The 20,185-nt window shown below is 69.5% G+C and carries 18 protein-coding genes; 11 read left to right on the top strand and 7 right to left on the bottom strand.

The window, feature by feature from the left end; translation table 11 throughout:
- Positions 1-104 precede the first annotated feature (104 nt).
- The 3 genes from argS to ACXJJ3_RS19485 are packed head-to-tail and all read left to right on the top strand — an operon-like array spanning position 105 to position 3,799.
- Positions 105-1,748: an arginine--tRNA ligase gene (argS, locus tag ACXJJ3_RS19475; RefSeq protein ID WP_458171626.1), complete on the top strand. Its 1,644-nt coding sequence runs from the start codon at positions 105-107 to the stop codon at positions 1,746-1,748.
- Between the two features lie 10 nt (positions 1,749-1,758).
- The gene (locus ACXJJ3_RS19480) at positions 1,759-2,787 is read left to right on the top strand and encodes an alpha/beta hydrolase (protein ID WP_458171627.1); all 1,029 of its coding nucleotides are present in this window, start codon (positions 1,759-1,761) and stop codon (positions 2,785-2,787) included.
- A 40-nt stretch (positions 2,788-2,827) separates the two neighbouring features.
- On the top strand, positions 2,828-3,799 hold the full coding sequence (locus tag ACXJJ3_RS19485) for an N-acetyltransferase family protein (protein WP_458171628.1): 972 nt from the start codon (positions 2,828-2,830) through the stop codon (positions 3,797-3,799).
- Here ACXJJ3_RS19485 and ACXJJ3_RS19490 read toward each other — a convergent pair.
- Positions 3,774-5,174: an FAD-binding oxidoreductase gene (locus ACXJJ3_RS19490; protein ID WP_458171629.1), complete on the bottom strand. Its 1,401-nt coding sequence runs from the start codon at positions 5,172-5,174 to the stop codon at positions 3,774-3,776. The genes ACXJJ3_RS19485 and ACXJJ3_RS19490 overlap by 26 nt on opposite strands.
- Positions 5,175-5,284: 110 nt before the next feature.
- Between ACXJJ3_RS19490 and ACXJJ3_RS19495 the strand changes: the two genes are divergently transcribed.
- Both ACXJJ3_RS19495 and ACXJJ3_RS19500 read left to right on the top strand, forming a co-directional pair.
- The gene (locus tag ACXJJ3_RS19495) at positions 5,285-6,475 is read left to right on the top strand and encodes a DUF2786 domain-containing protein (RefSeq protein ID WP_458171630.1); all 1,191 of its coding nucleotides are present in this window, start codon (positions 5,285-5,287) and stop codon (positions 6,473-6,475) included.
- Entirely contained in the window at positions 6,472-6,981 is a 510-nt protein-coding gene (locus ACXJJ3_RS19500) for a dTDP-4-dehydrorhamnose 3,5-epimerase family protein (RefSeq protein WP_458171631.1), read from the top strand. The genes ACXJJ3_RS19495 and ACXJJ3_RS19500 overlap by 4 nt, the downstream gene beginning before the upstream one ends.
- Here ACXJJ3_RS19500 and ACXJJ3_RS19505 read toward each other — a convergent pair.
- Entirely contained in the window at positions 6,950-7,540 is a 591-nt protein-coding gene (locus ACXJJ3_RS19505) for a TetR/AcrR family transcriptional regulator (RefSeq protein WP_458171632.1), read from the bottom strand. The two genes, ACXJJ3_RS19500 and ACXJJ3_RS19505, sit on opposite strands and share 32 nt — an antisense overlap.
- Before the next feature lie 149 nt (positions 7,541-7,689).
- Here ACXJJ3_RS19505 and ACXJJ3_RS19510 point away from each other — a divergent pair, with 149 nt between their 5' ends.
- Together ACXJJ3_RS19510 and ACXJJ3_RS19515 are read left to right on the top strand one after the other, a co-directional pair.
- Positions 7,690-9,138: an MFS transporter gene (locus ACXJJ3_RS19510; protein WP_458171633.1), complete on the top strand. Its 1,449-nt coding sequence runs from the start codon at positions 7,690-7,692 to the stop codon at positions 9,136-9,138.
- A 41-nt stretch (positions 9,139-9,179) separates the two neighbouring features.
- Positions 9,180-9,923 carry a class I SAM-dependent methyltransferase gene (locus ACXJJ3_RS19515; protein ID WP_458171634.1) on the top strand — a complete coding sequence of 248 codons (744 nt, stop codon included), beginning with the start codon at positions 9,180-9,182 and terminating at the stop codon, positions 9,921-9,923.
- On the opposite strand, the gene ACXJJ3_RS19520 is transcribed toward ACXJJ3_RS19515, so the two are convergent.
- Genes ACXJJ3_RS19520 through ACXJJ3_RS19530 form a run of 3 tightly spaced genes read right to left on the bottom strand, consistent with a single transcriptional unit; the run spans position 9,920 to position 12,145 of the window.
- Positions 9,920-10,663: an SDR family NAD(P)-dependent oxidoreductase gene (locus tag ACXJJ3_RS19520; RefSeq protein ID WP_458171635.1), complete on the bottom strand. Its 744-nt coding sequence runs from the start codon at positions 10,661-10,663 to the stop codon at positions 9,920-9,922. The two genes, ACXJJ3_RS19515 and ACXJJ3_RS19520, sit on opposite strands and share 4 nt — an antisense overlap.
- Positions 10,656-11,897 carry an AMP-binding protein gene (locus tag ACXJJ3_RS19525; protein WP_458171636.1) on the bottom strand — a complete coding sequence of 414 codons (1,242 nt, stop codon included), beginning with the start codon at positions 11,895-11,897 and terminating at the stop codon, positions 10,656-10,658. The genes ACXJJ3_RS19520 and ACXJJ3_RS19525 overlap by 8 nt, the downstream gene beginning before the upstream one ends.
- Positions 11,894-12,145 (bottom strand): phosphopantetheine-binding protein, encoded by a 252-nt coding sequence (locus tag ACXJJ3_RS19530; protein WP_458171637.1) that lies wholly within the window; start codon positions 12,143-12,145, stop codon positions 11,894-11,896. The genes ACXJJ3_RS19525 and ACXJJ3_RS19530 overlap by 4 nt, the downstream gene beginning before the upstream one ends.
- 115 nt (positions 12,146-12,260) lie before the next feature.
- On the opposite strand from ACXJJ3_RS19530, the gene ACXJJ3_RS19535 reads away from it, so the two are divergent.
- Positions 12,261-14,726: a hypothetical protein gene (locus ACXJJ3_RS19535; RefSeq protein WP_458171638.1), complete on the top strand. Its 2,466-nt coding sequence runs from the start codon at positions 12,261-12,263 to the stop codon at positions 14,724-14,726.
- On the opposite strand, the gene ACXJJ3_RS19540 is transcribed toward ACXJJ3_RS19535, so the two are convergent.
- Complete coding sequence (locus ACXJJ3_RS19540) at positions 14,686-16,233, bottom strand: glycoside hydrolase family 10 protein (protein ID WP_458171639.1); 1,548 nt, start codon at positions 16,231-16,233, stop codon at positions 14,686-14,688. The two genes, ACXJJ3_RS19535 and ACXJJ3_RS19540, sit on opposite strands and share 41 nt — an antisense overlap.
- 101 nt (positions 16,234-16,334) lie before the next feature.
- Between ACXJJ3_RS19540 and ACXJJ3_RS19545 the strand changes: the two genes are divergently transcribed.
- The gene (locus tag ACXJJ3_RS19545) at positions 16,335-16,841 is read left to right on the top strand and encodes a GNAT family N-acetyltransferase (protein ID WP_458171640.1); all 507 of its coding nucleotides are present in this window, start codon (positions 16,335-16,337) and stop codon (positions 16,839-16,841) included.
- A complete protein-coding gene (pseI, locus tag ACXJJ3_RS19550) occupies positions 16,838-17,890 on the top strand; it encodes a pseudaminic acid synthase (protein WP_458171641.1) in 1,053 nt (350 codons plus the stop codon). Before ACXJJ3_RS19545 ends, pseI begins: the two co-directional genes overlap by 4 nt.
- On the opposite strand, the gene ACXJJ3_RS19555 is transcribed toward pseI, so the two are convergent.
- Positions 17,887-18,633 carry a hypothetical protein gene (locus ACXJJ3_RS19555; protein ID WP_458171642.1) on the bottom strand — a complete coding sequence of 249 codons (747 nt, stop codon included), beginning with the start codon at positions 18,631-18,633 and terminating at the stop codon, positions 17,887-17,889. The two genes, pseI and ACXJJ3_RS19555, sit on opposite strands and share 4 nt — an antisense overlap.
- A 163-nt stretch (positions 18,634-18,796) precedes the next feature.
- Between ACXJJ3_RS19555 and ACXJJ3_RS19560 the strand changes: the two genes are divergently transcribed.
- A complete protein-coding gene (locus ACXJJ3_RS19560) occupies positions 18,797-20,185 on the top strand; it encodes a class I SAM-dependent methyltransferase (RefSeq protein ID WP_458171643.1) in 1,389 nt (462 codons plus the stop codon).

Here is a 20,185-nt window from a genome sequence, read left to right on the forward strand (position 1 = left end):
AAGCCCTCCCACGCCCTTCGCGTGCGCTTCAGCCTGCGACGACGACGCACTGTCTGAACACCTCAGCCTGTTCCAGTCGCGTCTCTCCCTTGAAGGACTCTGTCATGTCCGCACTGCTGCCTGTCCTGTCCGCAAGAATCCAAGCCGCCGCGGCCGCGTTCGGTAGGTACGATCCCGAGCTGCGGTCGAGCACCAAACCCGAGTTCGGCCACTACCAGACCAATCTCGCGCTGCGGATCGGCAACGAACTCAAGCAACCACCGCGGGAGATTGCCGCACGCCTCATCTCCGAGATGCAGCTCGACGACCTCTGCGAGCCACCGACGATCGCCGGGCCGGGTTTCGTCAACCTGACGCTGCTGCCCCAAACGCTGGCCGCGGCCGTCAACCACCCGCAGACGTTCGAGAGCAAGAACCAGAAGGTCGTCGTCGACTACTCGCAGCCGAACGTCGCGAAGCAGATGCACGTCGGCCATCTTCGGTCGACGGTGATCGGCGACGCGCTGTGCAACGTACTGGCGTTCGCCGGGTACGACGTGATCCGGCAGAACCACGTCGGCGACTGGGGCACGCAGTACGGGATGATGATCGAGCAGCTGCTCGAGGAGGACACGGCCGCGAAATCCCTTGATCTGGTGGGGTTGCAGCACCTGTACGAGCGGAGCCGGAAACACTTCGATGCCGACAGCAACTTCGCGGACAAGGCCCGGCGGCGGGTGGTCGCGCTGCAGTCGGGCGATCCGGAGACGCGGACGATGTGGCGGCACATGGTCGAGGTGTCGCTGGACGAGTTCGACAAGGTGTACGCGCTGCTGGGGACGGGCCTGCAGCGGACGGACGTGGTGGGCGAGAGTGCGTACAACGACGACCTTCCGCGGGTCGTGGAAGAGCTGGACGAGCAGGGGCTGCTGACGGAGTCCGAGGGGGCGCTGTGCGCTTTCCTGCCGGGGTTCAAGGGTCGCGACGGCAGTCCGCTTCCTGTGATCGTGCGGAAGTCCGATGGTGGTTTCGGCTACAGCGCAACGGATCTGGCCGCCGTCCGGCATCGGGTGAGCACGTTGCACGCCGACCGGATCGTGTACGTGGTCGACCACCGGCAGGCGTTGCACTTCGACATGATCTTCACGCTCGCAAGAACGGCCGGCTGGTTGGACGTGCCGGCAGAACATGTGTCGTTCGGCACCGTGCTAGGACCGAACGGAAAGCCCTTCAAAACAAGAGAGGGTGGCACGGTCAAGCTGGTCGACCTGCTGAACAGTGCCGTGCAACGGGCGCCAGACCGGGAGTCAACCGCGCGGGCGGTGGGGATCGGCGCCGTGAAGTACGCCGACCTGTCCAGCGACCGGGGCAACGACTACGTGTTCGACCTGGACCGCATGGTCGCGATGACCGGCAACACCGGGCCGTACCTGCAGTACGCGCACGCCCGGCTGACCCGGCTGCTCTCCAAGGCCGGCCCGTCCACGGAGGTCACCGCGCTCGCCGACCCCGCGGAGCAACGGCTCGCACTCCTGCTCACCGGCTTCGCGGCGACCGTCGAGCAGGTCGCCGAGACGCTCCAGCCGCACCGGCTCTGTACTTATCTGTACGACGTGGCCTCCGCGCTGTCGGTCTTCTACGAGCAGTGCCCGGTGCTGAGCAGCGAGGGCGAGACCCGCGCCAGCCGGATCGCCCTCTGCACGGCAACCCGGCAGGTGTTGCAGGATGGACTCGGCCTGCTGGGGATCGAGGCCCCCGACGCGATGTAGGAGGTACCGGATGCTGCCGTGGTCGGCGGAGTACAAGGGACGGCTGGACCAGACGACGCACACGAGCGAGTTGCTGCGCGGGAACCCGCTCGGCGATCCGCACGAGCGCCCGGTGCTGGTCTACGTGCCACCGGGGTATGACGACTCCGACGAGCGGTACCCGTCGATCTACGTGACGATGGGCTACACCGGCCACCTCGGCATGTGGTTCAACCGGACCCCGTTCCGGCAGCCGTACCCGGAGCTGCTGGACGCGATGTTCGCCGAGGAGGGCGCGCCGAAGGCGGTCGTGGTGTTCGTCGACTCGTGGACGAAGTACGGCGGCAGCCAATGCCTCGACTCGCCCGGGACCGGGCAGTACCAGTCGTACCTGTGCGACGAGATCGTGCCGTGGGTCGACGCGACGTACCGGACGATCCCGGACCGGGACCACCGCGCGATCACCGGCAAGTCGAGCGGCGGGTACACCGCGATGGTGACGCCGCTGATGCGGCCGGACGTGTTCGGCGCGCTCGCGACGCACGCGGGTGATGCGCTGTTCGACGTCTGCTACCGCCCGGAGTTCCCGGAGCGGGCGCGGACGCTGCGGGACAAGTACGACGGCAGCTTCGAGAAGTACTTCGAGGTCCTCGCGACCCGGACCGGGCGGACCACGATGGAGGACCTGCACCTGCTGGAGATGTACGGGTACGCGTCGGCGTACTCGGCCGAGCCGGACGGGACCGTACTGCTGCCGTTCGACGACCTCGGCGCGATCGTGCCCGCGGTCTGGTCGCGCTGGATGTCCTTCGACCCGGTCGAGATGGCGGGTCAGGAACGGTACGCCGACGCGCTCCGCTCGCTGCGGGCGGTGTGGATCGACGCGGGCCGCCAGGACGAGTACTACCTGGACCTCGGCGCGACCGCGTTCCACCGGGCCGCGCAGCGGGGCGGCGTACCGGACGGGCGGATGCACTTCGAGCTGTTCGAGGGCACCCACGGCGGGATCGAGTACCGGTACCCGATGGCGGTCCGGTGGCTCGCCGAACAGCTGGCCTAAATGGCGTGCCGCGGGCGGTACGACGCCGTACCTTCGACCCATGGACTTGCCTGACGGGATCATGGCCCGCCCGCTGACGCTGAACGACGCCGCGGCGATGGCGGTGCTGGTGGCCGCCAAGGTGGTGGTCGACCAGGACGGGGAGAACTTCGACGCGGAGGATCTCGCCGAGGAGCTGAGCCGGCCGGGCCTGGTCCTGGAGCGGGACACGCTCTCGCTCTGGGCCGGCGACCAGCTGGCCGGCTACGGGCTCGCGATGGCCTCGCAGTCCGTGACCGACATCGACCGGGTGCGGACCGACGCCGTCGTGCACCCCGGCTGGCGCGGGCGCGGCCTCGGGACCGAGCTGACGCTGTGGATCATCGACCGGGCCCGGGAGCTGCACGAGGCGACGTTCCCGGAGGTTCCCGGGTATGTCGCGGCCGGCGCGGTGATCACCAACGCCGGCGCGACCGAGCTGCTGACCGGCCTCGGCTTCGAGCCGGTGCGGTACTACTTCGACATGCGGCGCCCGCTCGACGAGCCGGTCCCCGACGTACCGCTGCCGGACGGGTTGGAGCTCGGCCCGTTCGACCCGGCGCGGGAGGACGCGCTGCGCGAGGCGCACTTCGAGGCGTTCTCCGACCACTGGGGCTGGACCCGGCCCACGCCCGAGGTCTGGCGGTCGCGCACGATCGCCTCACGGGCGTTCCGCGGCGCGCAGTCGTACGTGGTGACCGACGGCGACACGGTGGCGGCGTACGTGAACTGCTACGAGTACCCGGCCGATACCGCGGCGACCGGGATCCGGGAGCTGTACATCGGCCAGGTCGGGACCCGGCGCGCGTACCGGGGCCGCGGCCTGGCTCGCGCCGCGCTGGCCAAGGTGCTGGCCGAGGCCGCACGCGCCGGATACCAGCGCGGCGCCCTCGGCGTCGACGCCGAGAACCCGACCGGCGCACTCGGCCTGTACGAGAAGCTCGGCTTCGGCACCCACCAGAAGTACGTCAACTACCAACTCGCGCTGGCTTGATGTTCGAGTTCAGGTGGAACACGTTGTCCGGGTCGTACGTCGCCTTGATCGCCGCCAGGCGGTCGTACTTCGCGCCGTACGACGCGCGGATCCGGTCGTCGTCGGTGTCGCTCTCCGCGTTGACGTAGCTGCCGATGCCACGGCTCACCGGAACCATCGCGTCCCAGAAGGTCCGCACCCACTCCCGGTCGGGCTCGAACAGGTCCGGCGTCGGCGCCAGCGCGATCAGGAACAGCCCGTACCCGGGAGTCCGGCTGCCGCTGAACGCGGTGGCGTCGTCCGGTACGGCGGAATACGCCCCGTCGAGCCGGTACGACAGCAGCACCGAGCCCGGTGACTTCTTGAGTGGCACGTGCTCGGTGATCACCTGGATCACGTCATCGGTGAAGTCGTCGATGTACACGCCCTTGTCGTACGCGAGGAAGCCCCACGCGTTCGCCTCGTCGAGCAGTTGCTGCAACGCGACGTACGGCATCGGGCTCGAGAACTCGACCAGCGGCGGCACCGTCGAGGTGATCTCGCGCATCACCGCGGCGTGCTCCTCGGCCGCCCCGAAGCCGTTCACGATCAGCGCGTAGCCGGGCCGGAAGTGGTACTCCACCGGCACGAACGGCGCGGGCGGAGCGCTCACCGCGCCGACCACGATGTTCACGTCGTCCGGCAGCTTCGCGATCACCTCGCGGGCCATCCGCAGTACCTCGGCGCCGCGGTCCAGGTCCCAGAACGCCAGCCCGAACTGGATCATCGGCTGCTGTTCGTGCAGCCGGAACTCGAACTCGGTGACCACGCCGAAGTTGCCGCCGCCGCCACGGACCGCCCAGAACAGGTCCGGATGCTCGTCGTCCGAGGCGCGCAGGATCCGGCCGTCCGCGGTGACGATCTCGACCGAGGCCAGGTTGTCGATGCTGAGCCCGTGCTTTCGGGTCAGCCAGCCCATGCCACCGCCGAGCGTCAGTCCGCCGACGCCGGTGTGGCTGACCATCCCGGCCGGCGTCGCCAGGCCGTGTTCCTGCGCCGCGGCGTCGAGCTGCCCGAGCAGCGCGCCCCCGGCTGCCCGGGCCCGCCGGGTCTCCGGATCGACCGTCACCTGGTTCAGCAGGCTGAGGTCGATCATCAGTCCGCCGTCCGTTACGCATTTCCCGCCGGTGCTGTGCGCACCGCCGCGGACCGAGATCTCCAGTCCGTGGGCACGGGCGAACAGCACCGACCGGCCGACGTCGGCCGCGCTCCGGCACCGGGCGATCACGGCCGGCTGCCGGTCGATCCCCCCGTTCCAGACCCGCCGGGCCTCGTCGTACCCCTTGTCACCGGGCGCGAGGACGAATCCCCGAAGGTTCGTCCGCAGGCCGTCGAGTCCTTCCGCTAGTTGAGTCATGAGTGGTCCTCCCCCCTTCTCGTCTCACAGGATTCAGAAACAACGGGTTGTCCACAAGGGATCGGGATCCCGGTTGAGCGGGAAACACTCGCGGTGCCAGACTCTGCGGCGTGAGTGACGAGGAAGTCCTGCGATTGTTACCGATCGCGGCAGCGAGCATCGCCCGGCGTGACGACCGGGCGGACGGGCAGCTGGCGCGGCTCGGGGCGTTCGACGAGCGCGACCGGGCGCAGGTGGATCGTTGCCTGCAAGGGTTTCTCACCGGTCTGGTCCGCGCGGCGTGGGAGCGCGGCTGGTCCCCGGCCGACGTCGTGCAGTACGGGCGTCGTGAGCTGGATCCGGCGATCGAGTCGCTGCTGCTCGCGGCGATCTCCGCCGAACACCAGGCGTACCGCGCCGACACGATCGATCCGCGCTGGCTCGACCAGCTGACCGACATCGGCGTCGGCGGGCCGTTCGCGGAGCTGAGCTTCACGTCGTGGGCGGCCGAGGCGCGGGTCGGGCGGTTCCTCGTTCTCCATCACGCGCTGTCGCTCGCGGGCTTCCTGCAGACGTTGCCGATCATGGCCCGGCTGTTTCCGTTGCCCGGTGCGCCGGCCCGCGCGGGGCGCGCCGCCGTACCGGCGAACGGGAAGATGCTCGCGCGGATCCGGGCGCTGCTCGCGAAGGCGGAGGCGACCGAGTTCCCGGACGAAGCGGAAGCCCTGTCGGGCAAGGCGCAGGAGCTGATGGCGAAGTTCTCGCTGGACAGTGCGCTGGTGGAGGCGGAGCAGGAGCTGCCGGACGACTCGGCGGCCCGCCGGTTGTGGGTGGAGACGCCGTACGTGTCGGCGAAGGCGCAGCTCGTCGGCGCGGTCGCGGCGGCGAACCGGTGCCGGACGGTCGTGATCGACTCGCTGGCCGTCGTCACGGTCGTCGGCGCGGAGCTGGATCTGCAGCACACCGAGATCCTCAGTACCTCCCTGCTGGTGCAGGCGAATCGCGCGATGCTTGCCGCGGGCAAGCAGGCTGGGCGGACGCGGTCGTTCCGGCAGTCGTTCCTGATGGCGTATGCGATGCGGATCGGCGAGCGGCTGCAGGCGACCGCGGCCGCCGCGGAGGCCGCCGTACCGCAGACCGAGGCGGAGCGGCTGCTGCCGGCCCTGAGCCAACGCGAGGAGCGGGTGGAGGCGTTGTTCACCACGCTGTTCCCGAACACGACGACTCGGCGGACCCGGATCACCAACGGCGCCGGCTGGGAGGCCGGGCTGACCGCCGCGGACCAGGCCACCCTCGACGCGCGTCGGCAGGTGCGCCGATGAAGGTGCACGAGACGTCGATCGATGGCGTGCTGCGGATCGAGCTGGAGCTGCAGCCGAACCCGGACGGCTGGTTCAAGGAGAACTTCCACCGCGCGAAGCTCGCCGAGCTCGGGATGGACGTCGTCCAGCACAACGTCGCGTACTTCGAGGACGCCGGGGTCGTGCGCGGGATCCACGCCGAGCCGTGGGACAAGTACCTGTCGCCGACGTCCGGCCGGGTGTTCGCCGCGATCGTCGAACTGCGGCCCGGTGCCGCGTTCGGCCGGGTGCAGACGTTCGAGCTCGGGACGGCCGACGCGCTCTACGTACCGCGCGGCGTGGGGAACTCGTTCTGCACGCTGACGCCGCACACGACATACAACTTCCTGGTGAACGAACACTGGTCGCCGGAGCGGGTCGCGGTCGACCTGTTCGACCCGGAGCTCGCGATCGCCTGGCCGGACCTGCCGCTCAAGTACACCGAGCGGGACGCGGCTAACCCTGCGCTGGCTGCGCTACGGGCCTGAGCCCGCACAATACGATGTCGAGCAGCCGATGCGCCTGCTCGGGCGGCGTCTCCGGTGAATGCGTGATACCGCCGACCAACCGCAGCAGGTCCATCAGCTCCACGTCGGACCGGACCTCGCCGGCCGCTTTCGCCTTGTCCAGCAGGAGATTCCCGGCCGCCTGGACGTTCGTCTTGCAGGCCTGGAAGAACGGCGACTGCGCGCCGATCGCCAGCGTCAGCTCGTGCGACAGGCTCTTCTTCGACAGTCCGTACCCGACGAAGCTGCGCAGCCAGGCCTCCAGCGCCTCGAACGGGCCGAGCTCCTTGTCGAAGTCGTACGCCCGGTCCACGACGGACTGGATCTCGTCGACGTAGACCGCTTCGAGCAGCGCGGTCCGGTTCGGGAAACGGCGGTAGAGCGTGCCGATCCCGACGCCGGCGCGTCGGGCGATCTCCTCCAGCGAGGTGTCGGTGCCGTGCTCGGCGAAGGTCTCCCGGGCGGCCGTCACCAGGCGGTCGTAGTTCCGGGCCGCGTCCGCGCGGGTCGGCCGCGTACAGGGCAGTGGTTCCGGCACCATCCAGCCTCCTCCCGAGGTGTCGCCAACAAACAGTACTTGACTGCTTTGCTCCGCAAATGGCTTGCAAAGCGGAGGATGCCTCCGTATTGTATCCGGAGGAAGTCTCCGCTTTCTCTCACAACTGTAGCCCCACTGGGGTAAGGAGCAATATGTCGGCAACAACCGCGGCGCCGGCGGGCGCCGATCCCGGCACGCCCACGCGGCGCCCCGGGGTAGTTCTCGCAGTCATCCTGGTCACGCAGCTGATGGTGATCCTCGACGGCACCGTGGTGAACATCGCGATGCCGCACATCCAGCAGGCCCTGCACTTCACCCCGTCCAGCCTGTCCTGGGTGCAGAACGCCTACGCGCTCGCATTCGGCGGTCTGCTGCTGCTCGGCGCCCGGGCCGGCGACCTGCTCGGCCGCCGCCGGGTGTTCGTCACCGGCGTCAGCATCTTCACGCTCGCCTCACTGCTCGGCGGTCTTGCGCCGAACGCCGAACTGCTGCTCGCCGCCCGCGTCCTGCAGGGCATCGGCGGCGCGATCGCAGCCCCGGCGGCGCTGACGCTGCTGATGCTCACCTACCGCGAAGGTCCCGAGCGGATGAAGGCGCTCGGCTACTACAGCCTGATCTCGTCCGGCGGCGGTAGCGTCGGCCTGGTGCTCGGCGGCATGCTGACCGACTGGGTGTCGTGGCGCTGGGGGCTGTTCATCAACGTCCCGATCGGGATCGCGCTGGTGATCGCGGCCCGCCGGGTGCTGACCGAGACCGAGCGGGAGACCGGCCGCTTCGACATCGCCGGTGCGCTGACGTCGACGCTCGGCATCACCTCGCTGGTGTTCGGGTTCATCCGGGTCGCCGAGAAGGGCTGGTCGTCGCCGGAGGTGCTGGTCGCGTTCGCTGCCGGCGTCGTACTGCTGGTGACGTTCGTGCTCGTCGAGCGGCGGGTCAGCCACCCGATCGTGCCGCTGCGGCTGTTCCGTTCGCCGGTCCGGTCGGCGTCGTACCTGACGATGCTGCTCGTGGTCGGGACGATGTTCGGGATGTTCTTCTTCCTGACGCAGTACCTGCAGGGGGTGCTCGCGCTGAATCCGCTGGCGGCCGGGCTGGCCTTCCTGCCGATGACGGGTCTGCTGTTCACCGCGTCGCGCGTCGTACCGAAGCTGGTCCAGCGGATCGACGGCGGCAAGCTGCTGCTGGCCGGGTCGACGCTGGTCACCCTCGGCACGGTCTGGCTGACGCAGCTGAACGCGAGCAGCACGTACCTGCACGACGTGGTCGGTCCGCTGCTGCTGTTCGGCGCGGGCGCCGGGATGATCTTCATCCCGCTCGTCGGCCGGGCGATCTCCGGTGTCGCACCGGAGGACTCCGGCGCAGCCTCGGGCATGCTGAACGTCGTCCAGCAGGTCGGCGGCGCCCTCGGGCTCGGCATCCTGGTGACGATCTTCGGTACGGCGAGCCGCAACTCGACGTCCCGGATCCCCCGCGAGGTGCTGGTCGACGGCGTACACGCGGCCTTCATCGGCTCGCTGGTGTACGCCGCCCTCAGCCTGACGATGATCATCCTCACCGTCCGCCCGTGGAAGTGGTTCCGGACCGAGGTCGACGCGGCCTAATCCGCTGGCGGACGGCGGCGCGGCGTGAAACGGTGCCGGACATGGAACCTGCGGACTTCTACTCCGGCATCGTGGTCGACGCGTACGCGAAGTTGAAGTCGGAGGCCTTCGCCCCGGAGCCGTATCTGGAGTTCGTCAAGGCGCACGGTGAACCCGGGCTGGAGATCGGCTGCGGCGACGGCGAACCGCTGCTCGAGCTGTGTGCCGCGGGGCTGGAGGTCGACGGCGTCGACTCGTCCGGCGACATGGTCGAACGATGCCGCGCCAACGCGGCGAAGCGTGGTGTCACGACTCAGGTCTTCCAGCAGCGCATGGAAGACCTGAGTCTGGACCGGCAGTACGCGTCGATCTACCTGGCCGGTCCGACCTTCAACCTGCTGGCCGACGACGAGACCGCACTGCGGGCGCTGGTCGCGATCCGCGCGGCGCTGACCGACGACGGTACGGCGTTGATCCCGCTCTGGGTGCCGGACCCGACGCCCGCCGACGAGCTCGGGGTCAGCCGGTCGACGAACGACGCGGGCGTCGAGCTCAGGTACACGCCGCTGTCCGAGACCTACGACCGCGAACGGCGCACCCGGATCACCACCGCGCGGTACGAACGCATCGATGCCGACGGCACCGAGATCGCGGACCGCGAGTGGATCATCCACTGGCACACGCCGGCCTCGTTCCGCGGCCTCTGTGTCGAAGCCGGCCTGCAGGTGGTCGCACTCCTCGACGAGGACACCGAGGAACCCGCGGCCGACGACGCCACCAGCTTCATCGTCACCGTACGGCGCTAGATCGAGGCTGCGCCGTCGACGACCAGGACCTGGCCGTTGATGTTGGTGTTTTCCAGCAGGAGCATCCTGACCAGGGGGAGGACGTCGGCCGGTTCGGTCAGTTGGCCGGTGGGGGTGCGGCGGACGATCTGGTCGAGTTGGGTCTGGCCGAGGACCGCGGACATCTCGGAGGCGAAGAAGCCGGGGGCGATCGCGTTCGCGAGGATGCGGCCGCCGAGTTCGCGGGCCAGCGAGCGTGTGGCCGCGTCCATCCCGCCCTTGGTGGCGGAGTACGCGACCAGGCCGGGGTAGCCACGCTGGGCGCAGATCGAGGTGATGTTGACGATCCGGCCCTTCAGGCCCTTCGCGAGCATCCGGCGGAGGACGAAGCGGGTCAGCACCAGTGGCGACGTCAGGTTGGTCTGGATGATCTCGGCCAGGTGGTCGGCGGACGTGTGGACGTGCAGCGAGTCCTGGCCGATCGCGGCATTGTTGACCAGGGCATCGATCGGGCCGAGCTTTTCCTCCACGGCCCGGACGAACGTCTGCCCGGCGGCGCCGTCGTTCACGTCGACGGAGCCGTAGTGCAGCTGGTCCGGGTACTGCCCGCCCAGTGCGGTCAGCTCGGGCGTGACCGTGCGGGCGAACGCGGCGACCTTGACACCCGCGGCGAGCAGGTCGCCGACGATTGCCAGGCCGAGGCCCCGGGACCCGCCGGAGACCAGGACGACCGAGGCCGGCGGGACGGTGGTTTCAGACATCACTCTTCAGGGTTTCCTTCTGCGGGATCTCGTCGAGGAACCTGATCCGCCGCGGTACGCCGTAGTCCGGCAGCCGGCTTGAGCACCACTGGACCAGGTCGGCGTCGGTGATCGGGCCGAGCGAACCGTTCGTGACCACCTCGGCCGCGACCATCCGGCCGACCAGCGGCGCCTTGCGCGCGAACACCCGCGCCCAGGAGACGCCCGGGTGGCCCATCAGCACGTTCCGGACCACGCCGGCCGACACCTTGGAACCGCCGACATTGATCTCGTCGGTGTCCAGCCGGCCGGTGATCAGCACCCGGTCGCCGTCGTACTCGACCCGGTCGCCGGTGTGCACCGCGCCGACCAGCCCGGCACCGTGGTGCGGCGAACGGATCACCAGCTCGTCGCCCTCGACGCTCAGCACCGGCCGCTCCGGGTCCGGGTCGCGGTCCAGCCAGGACTTCGGGAAGCCGGCCTTGCCGTCGTGCACCACGATCGACGCACCGACCTCGGAGGAGGCGTAGATCCAGGAGATCCGGGCCTTCGGGAAGATCTCCCGGAGCTGGTCGAGGATCGCCTGGTCGACGGGCTCGCCGCCGAGCGTGATCTGCTCCAGCGGTACGGCGGCCAGCGCGTCGGCGTCGCGGTAGATCGCCTGCCGCCAGAAGGTCGGCGTACCGGAGGCTGCCGTGACGCCGTGTTCGGCGGCGATCGCGGGCCAGTCCTCCAGCTCGTGCGGCTCGATGACGACCAGGCCCTGGTCGGCCTGGGTCAGCGAGAGCGTGACCACCTGCCACCAGGCGTAGGTGCCGGGTGAGTACGGCAGCAGCCAGGTCCGCGGCGGCTGGTCGGCGGTGACCGTGGTCAGCGACTCGAGGGTGTGGCCGATCCGCTTCGGGCGGCCGGTGGAACCGGAGGTCAGCAGCCAGGCGCGGCCGGACTCCTCGACGCGCTTCAGCCGGGCCGGGGTGACTTCCCCATCGGGCAGAACGACGGCGAAACCGGACTCGCCCAGCTCTTCGCGCATCAGCTCGTCGACGCGGGACTCGGTCGCGACCAGCAGCTCGGTGCCGTGCACCGCGTGGTGCCGCAGGGCCGCCAGCGCGTCGCCGCCGTTCGCGACCAGCACGGCCGCCGGTGACGGCAGCTGCGGGAGCTTGTGCAGCGTCCGCCAGGTCAGCCGCTTGCCGGCGACGACGACGGTGTTGTCGTCGCCGATCAGCGCGGTGGTGCGGCGCCGCGTGTTCACGCGGACTGGAGTTGCTCGATGAAGTCCAGTACGTCGCCGACCGTCGCGATCCGGCGCAGCCCGGGGGCATCGAAGTTCAGCTCGTCGCCGAGCTCGTCCTCCACCCGGAGGGCCAGCTCGGAGAAGTCCAGCGACCGGAACCCGATCTCGCGGAGGTCCGCCGTGTCGTCGGCCGGCAACGTACGGCCCTGAGCCGCCAGCACCGCGCCCATCAACTCCCTGACCCGACTCCGATCCACCGAACTCATAGTCCAGAAGCCTAGCGTCGGACCTCCCGGAGTCACCAACGGTTCGCGCGCCGGACCGGTCACATTCCGTCGGACCGGCCAGGGCGTGGACAGGTCGGCCCCCTAGAATCGCCCGATGATCAGAGCGGCCGGACGGGGCAAGCTGACCGCGGCGATGGTGACGCTGCCCGTGCTGCCGATCGCGTGGTTCGTGGCGCTGCAGGAGCACCCGGTGTGGATGCCGGCGGCGTACCTCGGCTATCTGCTGGTCGTGATCGTGATCCCGGGCACGATGTTCTGGCGGCGGCTGACCGGCGGGGTCGGCTGGCGGTCCGCGGACGTCGTGTTCGGTACGGCGTTCGGGATGGCCGCCGAGGCGCTGCTGTATCCGCTCGGGATGCTGTTCAAGATGCCGTTCGCGGCGCTGCTGATGCCGGCGCTGGCGTTCGGGATGTGGCGGGCGCTGCCGCGGAACAAGCTCGCCGAGCGGCCGACGCCGTGGTGGTCCGTGGCCGGCGTGATGGTCGCGGTGGGTGTCGCGGCCGCGTGGTTCGTCCGGGTCGGGTCGCACCTCGTCCCGCTGACCGGCGCCGATGCGCTGCGGTCGAACTCGGACGCGCCGCACAACCTCGCCGTCGCGGCCGAGCTGACCCATCACTTCCCGCCGCGGATCCCGTACGCCGACGGCGGCTGGCTGACCGGTCACTGGGCGGCGTACGAGCACATCGCGTCGGCGCACTGGATCACGACCGTGCCGCTCGACGTCCTGACGCACCGGATGGTGCCGTTCGCGTGGATGTTGCTGACCGTGCTCGGCGCGGCCGCCGTCGGGATGCTGCTGACCGGTCGCGCGGTCGCGGCGCCGATCGGCGCCGGTCTCGTGGTCGCAGGCGGTGACCTGGTCGCGTGGCCGTGGGCGGTGTCGGACCGGGTGTTCGCGGACGGCCCGTTCTCGCTGGGCGGGCTGACGAACCCGCCGCAGGCGTTCTCGACGGTGTTGCTGCTGCCGCTGATCGCGGTGACAGCCGTGCTGTTGCGGCGGAAGCCGGGGACGACCCGCGCGCAGTTGTTCCGGCTGTACGTCGCGGCCGGAGTGCTGGTCGCGGCGCTGGCATTGACCAAGGCGACGACGCTGCCCGTGTACGCCACCGGGCTCGCGGTCGCCTGGATCTACCTGACGGTACGCCGCGGCCGGCTGAACCTGCGCGGGCTGGTCCTCGGCGTCGGCGTCGCGGCGGCGTACGCGCTCACGTTCTTCTTCGTACTGCGCGGCGCGGCGTCGACGGTGCGGTTCGATCCCGGGGCGACGTTCCACAGCCTGGCGGAACGGACGGGCGGCGGCGCCGCGGTGACCGTGATCGCGGCGGTGGTCCTGATCGGCTGGGTGATGCCGCTGGCCGGGGCGCTGCTGATCAAGCGCGGCGACGTGATGGTCGTGTTCCTGCTGGCCGGGTTCGTGGCCGCGATTCTCGGCGCGGTTCTGCTCGCGGATCGTGGGGACACCCAACTGTTCTTCGTCCGGACCGGGTTCCTGTTCGGGGTGCTGCTCGCGACCTGGGGGCTCGGGTCGCTGGAACGGCGGCAGTACTGGATCGCCGCGGTCGCGGTCGCGATCGGCGTCGCGGCGATCTACTGGGGCCGACACCAGTCGCCGCGCTCGTGCACCTCGGCGAACTGTTTCGGGCAGACGCTCGCGGTCGCGCTGGTGATCGCGGCGCTCGGGATCGGCGTGTTCGGGCTGGTACTGCGCGGTTCCCGGCGGACCTGGGCGGTGATCGCGGTCGCGGTGCTGGTCGGTACCACGGCGTCGCCGACGGTCGCGTCCGTACGGCGGTTCGCGAACCCGCCGCTGACGTCGTACGACTCGATCGCGCCGGGCGGGATCGAGGCAGCCCGGTTCATCCGGCGCAACTCCGGGTCCGACGACCGGATCGCGACCAACCTGCACTGCCACCAGGCGCGGGCGTCGCACTGCGCGACCGGGTCGTACTGGATCGCCGGGTACGCCGAGCGGCGCGTGCTCGTGCAGGGATGGTCGTACCAGGCGCGGGTGGACGACAGCTATCCCGCAGGCGTCCAGGGGCCGTACTGGGACCAGGATCTGCTCGACCTGAACGACGAGGTGTTCAGCAACCCGACCCGGCAGACGATCGAGACACTGCGGTCGAAGTACGACGTGCAGTGGTTGCTGCTGGACGAGCGGGTCACGGCGCCGCCGAAGAACCTGGACAAGCTGACCGAACTGCGGTTCCAGCTCGGGACGGTCCGCGTCTACCAGATCTATCCGCCGCCGCCCGCGAACCCGTACCCGTCGAAGTCGCCCACCCAGAGCCCCACGGACCAGCCGTCGACGCCGTTCCCCAGCTCGTCGACCAGCGGTTCGCCCGGCGACCCGAGCACGCCGTCGAGCCCCTTCCCGACGAGCCCCTTCCCGACGCCGAGCGTCCCGACCGGGACTCAGCCGACCGTGCCGTTCCCGTCGGTCAGCCTCCCGACCGGGAGTTTCCCGACGGGAAGCTTTCCGACGACCATTCCGCCGTACCAGCCGAGCAGCCCGACGATCAGCGGATCGACACCGCCGGGATCGCCACACTCTGGTTAGACAGCCGGTCCAGCGCGGTCACGGAGTACAGGTACGCCGTCCCGGGCGTCGCCGTGCTGTCGACGTACGACTCGGCCGCCCCGGTCGACCGCACCGTCGCGATCAGGTTCCGCGCGTCGTTGTCCGGGCAGTGGTCGCCGCCCTTCAGCTCCCGCCGGTAGATCGCGTACGACGTGGTGTCCGCCGACGTCCGCGACCACTTCAGCTGTACGCCGTCGGCGGTCCGCGCGGCGTGCACCGCATGCGCCGGGAGCGGCGGCCGCGAGTCGAGCGCGGGCATCGCCGGGATCAGCGCGGGCCGTGAGTACCAGTTCGCGTTGACCAGCGAGGTCGCGCCGAGCCGGTCCGCGCGGACGTCCTTCGCGGAGAAGTAGACGTTGCCCTTGACCTCGGGGATCGCGCTGTCGAACGCCAGGTGATTGCTCAGCTCGGTCGGCACTGACCAGCCGGGCGACTGCGTCGAGGTAGCGACCTTGTACGTCGCCTCGCCGATGTAGAGGTGCACGTGGGTCCCGCGGACCTGGTCCGCCCACCACGGCACGATCTTGTTGTAGTCGGCCGGCGCGAACCCCTGCGCCCAGTAGACCTGCGGCACGATGTAGTCGATCCACTCCTCGCGGACCCACTTGCGGGTGTCGGCGGCGAGGTCGTCGTACGTCTGCACGCCGGCCGTGGTGTCGGTCCCCTCGGGATCGGTCGCCTTGTTCCGCCAGACCGCGAACGGCGAGATGCCGAACTTGATCCACGGCTTGATCGCGTGCATCTTCTGGCTGAGCTCGCTGATCAGCAGGTCGATGTTGTGCCGCCGCCAGGCCTGCAGGTCGGTGTAGCCGTCGGCGTACTGCGCGAACGTCGCGGCGTCGTCGAACGTCTGGCCGGCCACCGGGTACGGGTAGAAGTAGTCGTCGAAGTGCACGCCGTCGATGTCGTAGTTCGAGACGGCGTCCATGATCGCGTCCTCGACCAGCTTGCGGGCCGCGGGGATGCCGGGGTTGTAGTACAGCTTCCCGCCGTACGAGACGACCCAGTCCGGGTGCAGCCGCGCCGGGTGCGTCGGGACGAGCGCGTTCAGGTCGGTGCCCATCGAGAGGCGGTACGGGTTGAACCAGGCGTGCAACTCCAGGTTCCGCTTGTGCGCCTCGGCGACCGCGAACTTCAGCGGGTCGTAGCCGGGGTCGCCGCCCTGGTGGCCGGTCAGGTACTGCGACCAGGGCTCCACCTTCGACGGCCAGAACGCGTCGGCGGTCGGGCGGACCTGCAGGACGACCGCGTTGTGGTGCTGCCGGACCGCGTCGTCCAGCCAGCCGATCAGCTCGGCCTGCTGCTGCGCGGCGCTCAGCCCGGTCTTCGACGGCCAGTCGATGTTCACCACCGACGAGATCCAGCTCGCCCGGAACTGCCGGAGCGGGGTGGACGTGCTCGGCGTACACGCCTGCTGATCCGTGGCCGAGGCCGTGCCGGTCAGCCCGCCCAGCAACAGACCCGCGGTCGCACCCAGAACACCCATGGTTCGCCAGACTCTCATGTCACTCTCCGACTATGCATTCCGGTGAAATGGAAAGATGTTTACACACCAGCCGTGTTTAGAGAAGACGCTAGGTTAGGACCATGCTGCGGACCGCGACCGAAGACGACGTCGACACGATCCGCCGATTGCGGAACCAGCAGGCGAACCGGGACGTGAGCATCACCGCGCACGAGATCACCGCCGACGAACACACCGCCTGGTGGGCGAAGACGTCCGTCGACCCGTCGCGACGGGTGCTGATCTACACCCGCGACGGCGCGACCGCCGGGGTGGTGAACTTCTTCGACCTCGCCGGTACGACGGGCGCCTGGGGGTTCTTCCTCGACGCGGACGGGCTCGCCGAGCGCGGGGAGACGCTGCCGGCGTGGATCGAGATCATGCGCGAGGCCACGACGTACGCGTTCGACGAGCTCGGGCTCGACGTACTGACCGGGGAGGTGCTGGAGCACAACGCGGTGGTCCGGCAGATGAACCGGCGCTTCCGGTTCACCGAGGGCACCCCGGAGACTCGGTACGCCGACGGACGCGAGCTCACCGTGATACCGATCAGCCTGCGCAAAGAGGATCGTCGACAGGGGAAAGCATGAACACCACCATCGAAATCGGCGATGTCCCGGTCGGGCCGGAGCACCAGCCGTTCGTCATCGCCGAGATGTCCGGGAACCACAACGGCGACCTGGAGCGGGCGAAGGACATCGTCCGGGCGGTCGCGGAGACCGGGGCGCAGGCGCTCAAGCTGCAGACGTACACCGCGGACACGATGACGCTCGACCTCGACCTGCCGGCCTTCCGGCTGCCGTCCGAGCACGAGCTGTGGAGCGACGCGCGGCTCTACGACCTGTACCGCGAGGCGCATACGCCGTGGGCCTGGCACGAGCCGATCTTCGAACTGGCGGCCGAGCTCGGGATGATCGCGTTCTCGTCCGCGTTCGACCGGACCGCGATCGACTTCCTGGAGAAACTCGGCGTCCCGGCGTACAAGGTCGCGTCGAACGAGATCGGCGACCTGCCGCTGGTCCGCGGGATGGCCGAGACCGGCAAGCCGATCATCATCTCCACCGGCTCCGCGACCCTGACCGACATCGACGCCGCCGTCCGCGCCGCCCGCTCGACCGGCAACGAGCAGATCATCGTGCTCTCCTGTACGGCGAGCTACCCCGCCCCGCCGGAACAGTCCAACCTCCGCGGCATCCCGGTCCTCCGCGACGCCCTCGACGTACAGGTCGGCCTCTCCGACCACACGATGGGCATCGGCGCCGCGGTAGCAGCCGTCGCCCTCGGCGCCACCGTCATCGAGAAACACGTCACGCTCAAGCGCGTCGACGGTGGCGTCGACTCGGCCTTCTCCCTGGAGCCCTGGGAACTCGAGCTCCTCGTCGAAAGCACCCGAGTGGCCCAACTCTCCCTCGGCAAACCCGTCATCGGCCCCAAACAAGCCGAACAGAACGTCCTCCGCTTCCGCCGGTCCCTCTACGTCACCCAGGACGTCCACCCCGGCGACCTCATCACCCCCGACAACGTCCGCTCCATCCGCCCCGCCGGCGGCCTGGCCCCCGACCTCTTCCCCCAAGTCCAAGGCCGCCCCTTCCGCACCCAAGCCCAAGCCGGCACCCCCCTCACCTGGGACCTGCTCTAGCCCTTGAGCGCGGCGGTCAACCGGTCCCGGGTCTTGCGGGCGAAGGCCAAGAAGGCCGAGTCGGGAACGGATTCGCCGTCCCAGCGGACCTCCACCACATAGCGGCTCGTGCGGTAGTTCAGGATGTGCTCGGTCCAGGCCTTGCCCAACGCCGGAAAGCTCCGAGCGATGAACCGCGAGCGCTCCCCGAAGCCGGGAACAGCTCGCTCCACAGCCGACGCGCGCTGCGCTCCGTTCACCGTGACGTGCGCGCACTCGGCGGGGGTCGGCTTGAACATGTCCAGATACTTGTCCGCGAGTGCACCGGTCAGCTCGATGACCGAGACCCGGAGGTTGGGCTCGAGATCGTCCGCCATCCGGGGCCCGAGTTCGGCTGTGGCGCTCGCGGACGGCGTCTCGGGCGCGATGAAATCACCCGGACGGCCAGGGTGTCCGCCGTTCCAGATGATCGCCCGGCATTCGGCGGGGACCACGGTCCACCCGTCCAGCGGATCGGCGCGCAATGTCCAGCCGATACTCACCGGATAGGTATAGATGCTCGACTCGAACCGATGCCGGCCGACGGCCACCGGGAGCGCGGTCTGCAACTGGTTGACGTTGTACCGGAAAGTTGCCGGGCTCGGGCTTGCCGTGCTGGTCGGCGGCACGCTCGGCGAAGGCACTGCGGGGCGCTTCGCGGTCCCGCAGGCGGTCAGCAGCAGGACGACAGCAACCGTCGAAGCACGGCGTAGAAGGCGGTGCATCCCGAGGCCCCTCCTCCTGGGATCATGTGGTGTCGATGGATGGTAGCCCGGTGAAGGGACTGGAATGAGCGAGTACCTGCTGTTTCCTGGGCGGCATCATGTGTTGACGCGGTTTCAGGGGGAGTTTTTGCGGGGGTTCGGGGAGCGGACCGTGGTGTGGGCGGTGACTTCGGCGAATCATCAGACGACCAAGCGGAATCCGGTGGCGTTCGATCGGCGGGAGGCGGCGATCGAGCGGTTCAGTGTGGTGGAGGGGGTTCGGTCGTTGGTGGTGGGGGTCGTGGACACGCCGCCGACGGACGAGTTCGCCGAGGTGACGGTGAAGGCGATCGAGGCGGGGACGGACGATCGGGTGCGGTTGACGCCGGAGAACACGGTGGTGGCGTGTTCGACGCCTGAGGTGAGCAAGATGTACGAGCAGCTCGGGTATCAGGTGATCGGGGTCGAGCCGGACGGTGCGGCGCGGCCGTGGGACGTGCTGCTGATGATTGCTGACGGCAACGACGAGTGGAAGCGGCTCGCGCATCCGGCGACCGTGGACGTGTTCGAGCGGTACGCGCTGGACGCACACGTGGCGCGGTGCGTGAACGACCCGGTGGTCGGCGACGACGGCGGGCTGACCACGACCCGGGACTACAAGACGTACGCCGACGCGTTCGAGACCGCCGCCGACCGGAAATGGGAGCAGATCAAGGGATTCGTCCGGCCGGGGCGGATCCTCGACATCGGCTGCGCGACCGGCGCCACGCTGCAGCTCGTCGACCGGGACTCCCGGTTCCACGAGTCGGACCTGATCGGCGTCGAGGTCGCCCGGCACCTGTACGCGGAATGCGTGCACAAGAAGGAGCAGGGCCTCTTCGGCAACCCGAACGTCTACTTCTACCAGCGCAACATGCTCGGCTCCGCGGTCTTCCCGCCGCGGTCGATCGACACCACGCTGACGCTCGCGCTCACCCACGAGATCTGGTCGTACGCCGACGGGTCGCGACCCGCCACGGTGCAACGGTTCGCCGACGCGGTGTTCGCGCACACGGCCCCGCACGGTGTCTGGATCAACTCCGACGTCTGCGGGCCGGACGAGCCGGACCGTCCCGTCGTACTGCGGCTGGACGACAGCGACGGCGCCAACCAGGACATCGCCGAACTCGAGGCCCTCGACGACCCCGCGGCGTACGTCGGCAGGCTGTCGACGCGGGCGCGGTTCTTCCAGTTCGCGCACGACTTCCGGCGGAACGCCAAGGTCCCGTTCGAGTACGCCGTCCGCGGTGAAGGCATCCAGCTCCGGCTGGCGGACGCGATGGACTTCCTGACCCGCAAGGACTACGTCGACAACTGGCTGAGCGAGACCCACGAACAGTTCTGCGGCCTGAACTTCGCCGGCTGGACCGCCGTCGCCGAACAGGCCGGCTTCACCGTCGACCCCGCGTCGCATGCCTGGCGCAACGACTGGGTGATCACCCACCGGATCGCCCCGGTCGCCGCCATCACCACCCCGGACGGCGACCCGGTCGACTGGCCGGTCACGCACCAGCTGCTCATCGCTCGGCGGTGA

The sequence above is a fragment of the Kribbella sp. WER1 genome, assembly GCF_054189145.1.

Excerpts from the sequence above, each read along its gene's own strand:
- argS (WP_458171626.1), top strand. The coding sequence starts at position 105 with ATGTCCGCACTGCTGCCTGTCCTGTCCGCAAGAATCCAAGCCGCCGCG.
- ACXJJ3_RS19480 (WP_458171627.1), top strand. The coding sequence starts at position 1,759 with ATGCTGCCGTGGTCGGCGGAGTACAAGGGACGGCTGGACCAGACGACG.
- ACXJJ3_RS19485 (WP_458171628.1), top strand. The coding sequence starts at position 2,828 with ATGGACTTGCCTGACGGGATCATGGCCCGCCCGCTGACGCTGAACGAC.
- ACXJJ3_RS19490 (WP_458171629.1), bottom strand. The coding sequence starts at position 5,174 with ATGACTCAACTAGCGGAAGGACTCGACGGCCTGCGGACGAACCTTCGG.
- ACXJJ3_RS19500 (WP_458171631.1), top strand. The coding sequence starts at position 6,472 with ATGAAGGTGCACGAGACGTCGATCGATGGCGTGCTGCGGATCGAGCTG.
- ACXJJ3_RS19505 (WP_458171632.1), bottom strand. The coding sequence starts at position 7,540 with ATGGTGCCGGAACCACTGCCCTGTACGCGGCCGACCCGCGCGGACGCG.
- ACXJJ3_RS19510 (WP_458171633.1), top strand. The coding sequence starts at position 7,690 with ATGTCGGCAACAACCGCGGCGCCGGCGGGCGCCGATCCCGGCACGCCC.
- ACXJJ3_RS19515 (WP_458171634.1), top strand. The coding sequence starts at position 9,180 with ATGGAACCTGCGGACTTCTACTCCGGCATCGTGGTCGACGCGTACGCG.
- ACXJJ3_RS19520 (WP_458171635.1), bottom strand. The coding sequence starts at position 10,663 with ATGTCTGAAACCACCGTCCCGCCGGCCTCGGTCGTCCTGGTCTCCGGC.
- ACXJJ3_RS19530 (WP_458171637.1), bottom strand. The coding sequence starts at position 12,145 with ATGAGTTCGGTGGATCGGAGTCGGGTCAGGGAGTTGATGGGCGCGGTG.
- ACXJJ3_RS19535 (WP_458171638.1), top strand. The coding sequence starts at position 12,261 with ATGATCAGAGCGGCCGGACGGGGCAAGCTGACCGCGGCGATGGTGACG.
- ACXJJ3_RS19540 (WP_458171639.1), bottom strand. The coding sequence starts at position 16,233 with ATGGGTGTTCTGGGTGCGACCGCGGGTCTGTTGCTGGGCGGGCTGACC.
- ACXJJ3_RS19545 (WP_458171640.1), top strand. The coding sequence starts at position 16,335 with ATGCTGCGGACCGCGACCGAAGACGACGTCGACACGATCCGCCGATTG.
- pseI (WP_458171641.1), top strand. The coding sequence starts at position 16,838 with ATGAACACCACCATCGAAATCGGCGATGTCCCGGTCGGGCCGGAGCAC.
- ACXJJ3_RS19555 (WP_458171642.1), bottom strand. The coding sequence starts at position 18,633 with ATGCACCGCCTTCTACGCCGTGCTTCGACGGTTGCTGTCGTCCTGCTG.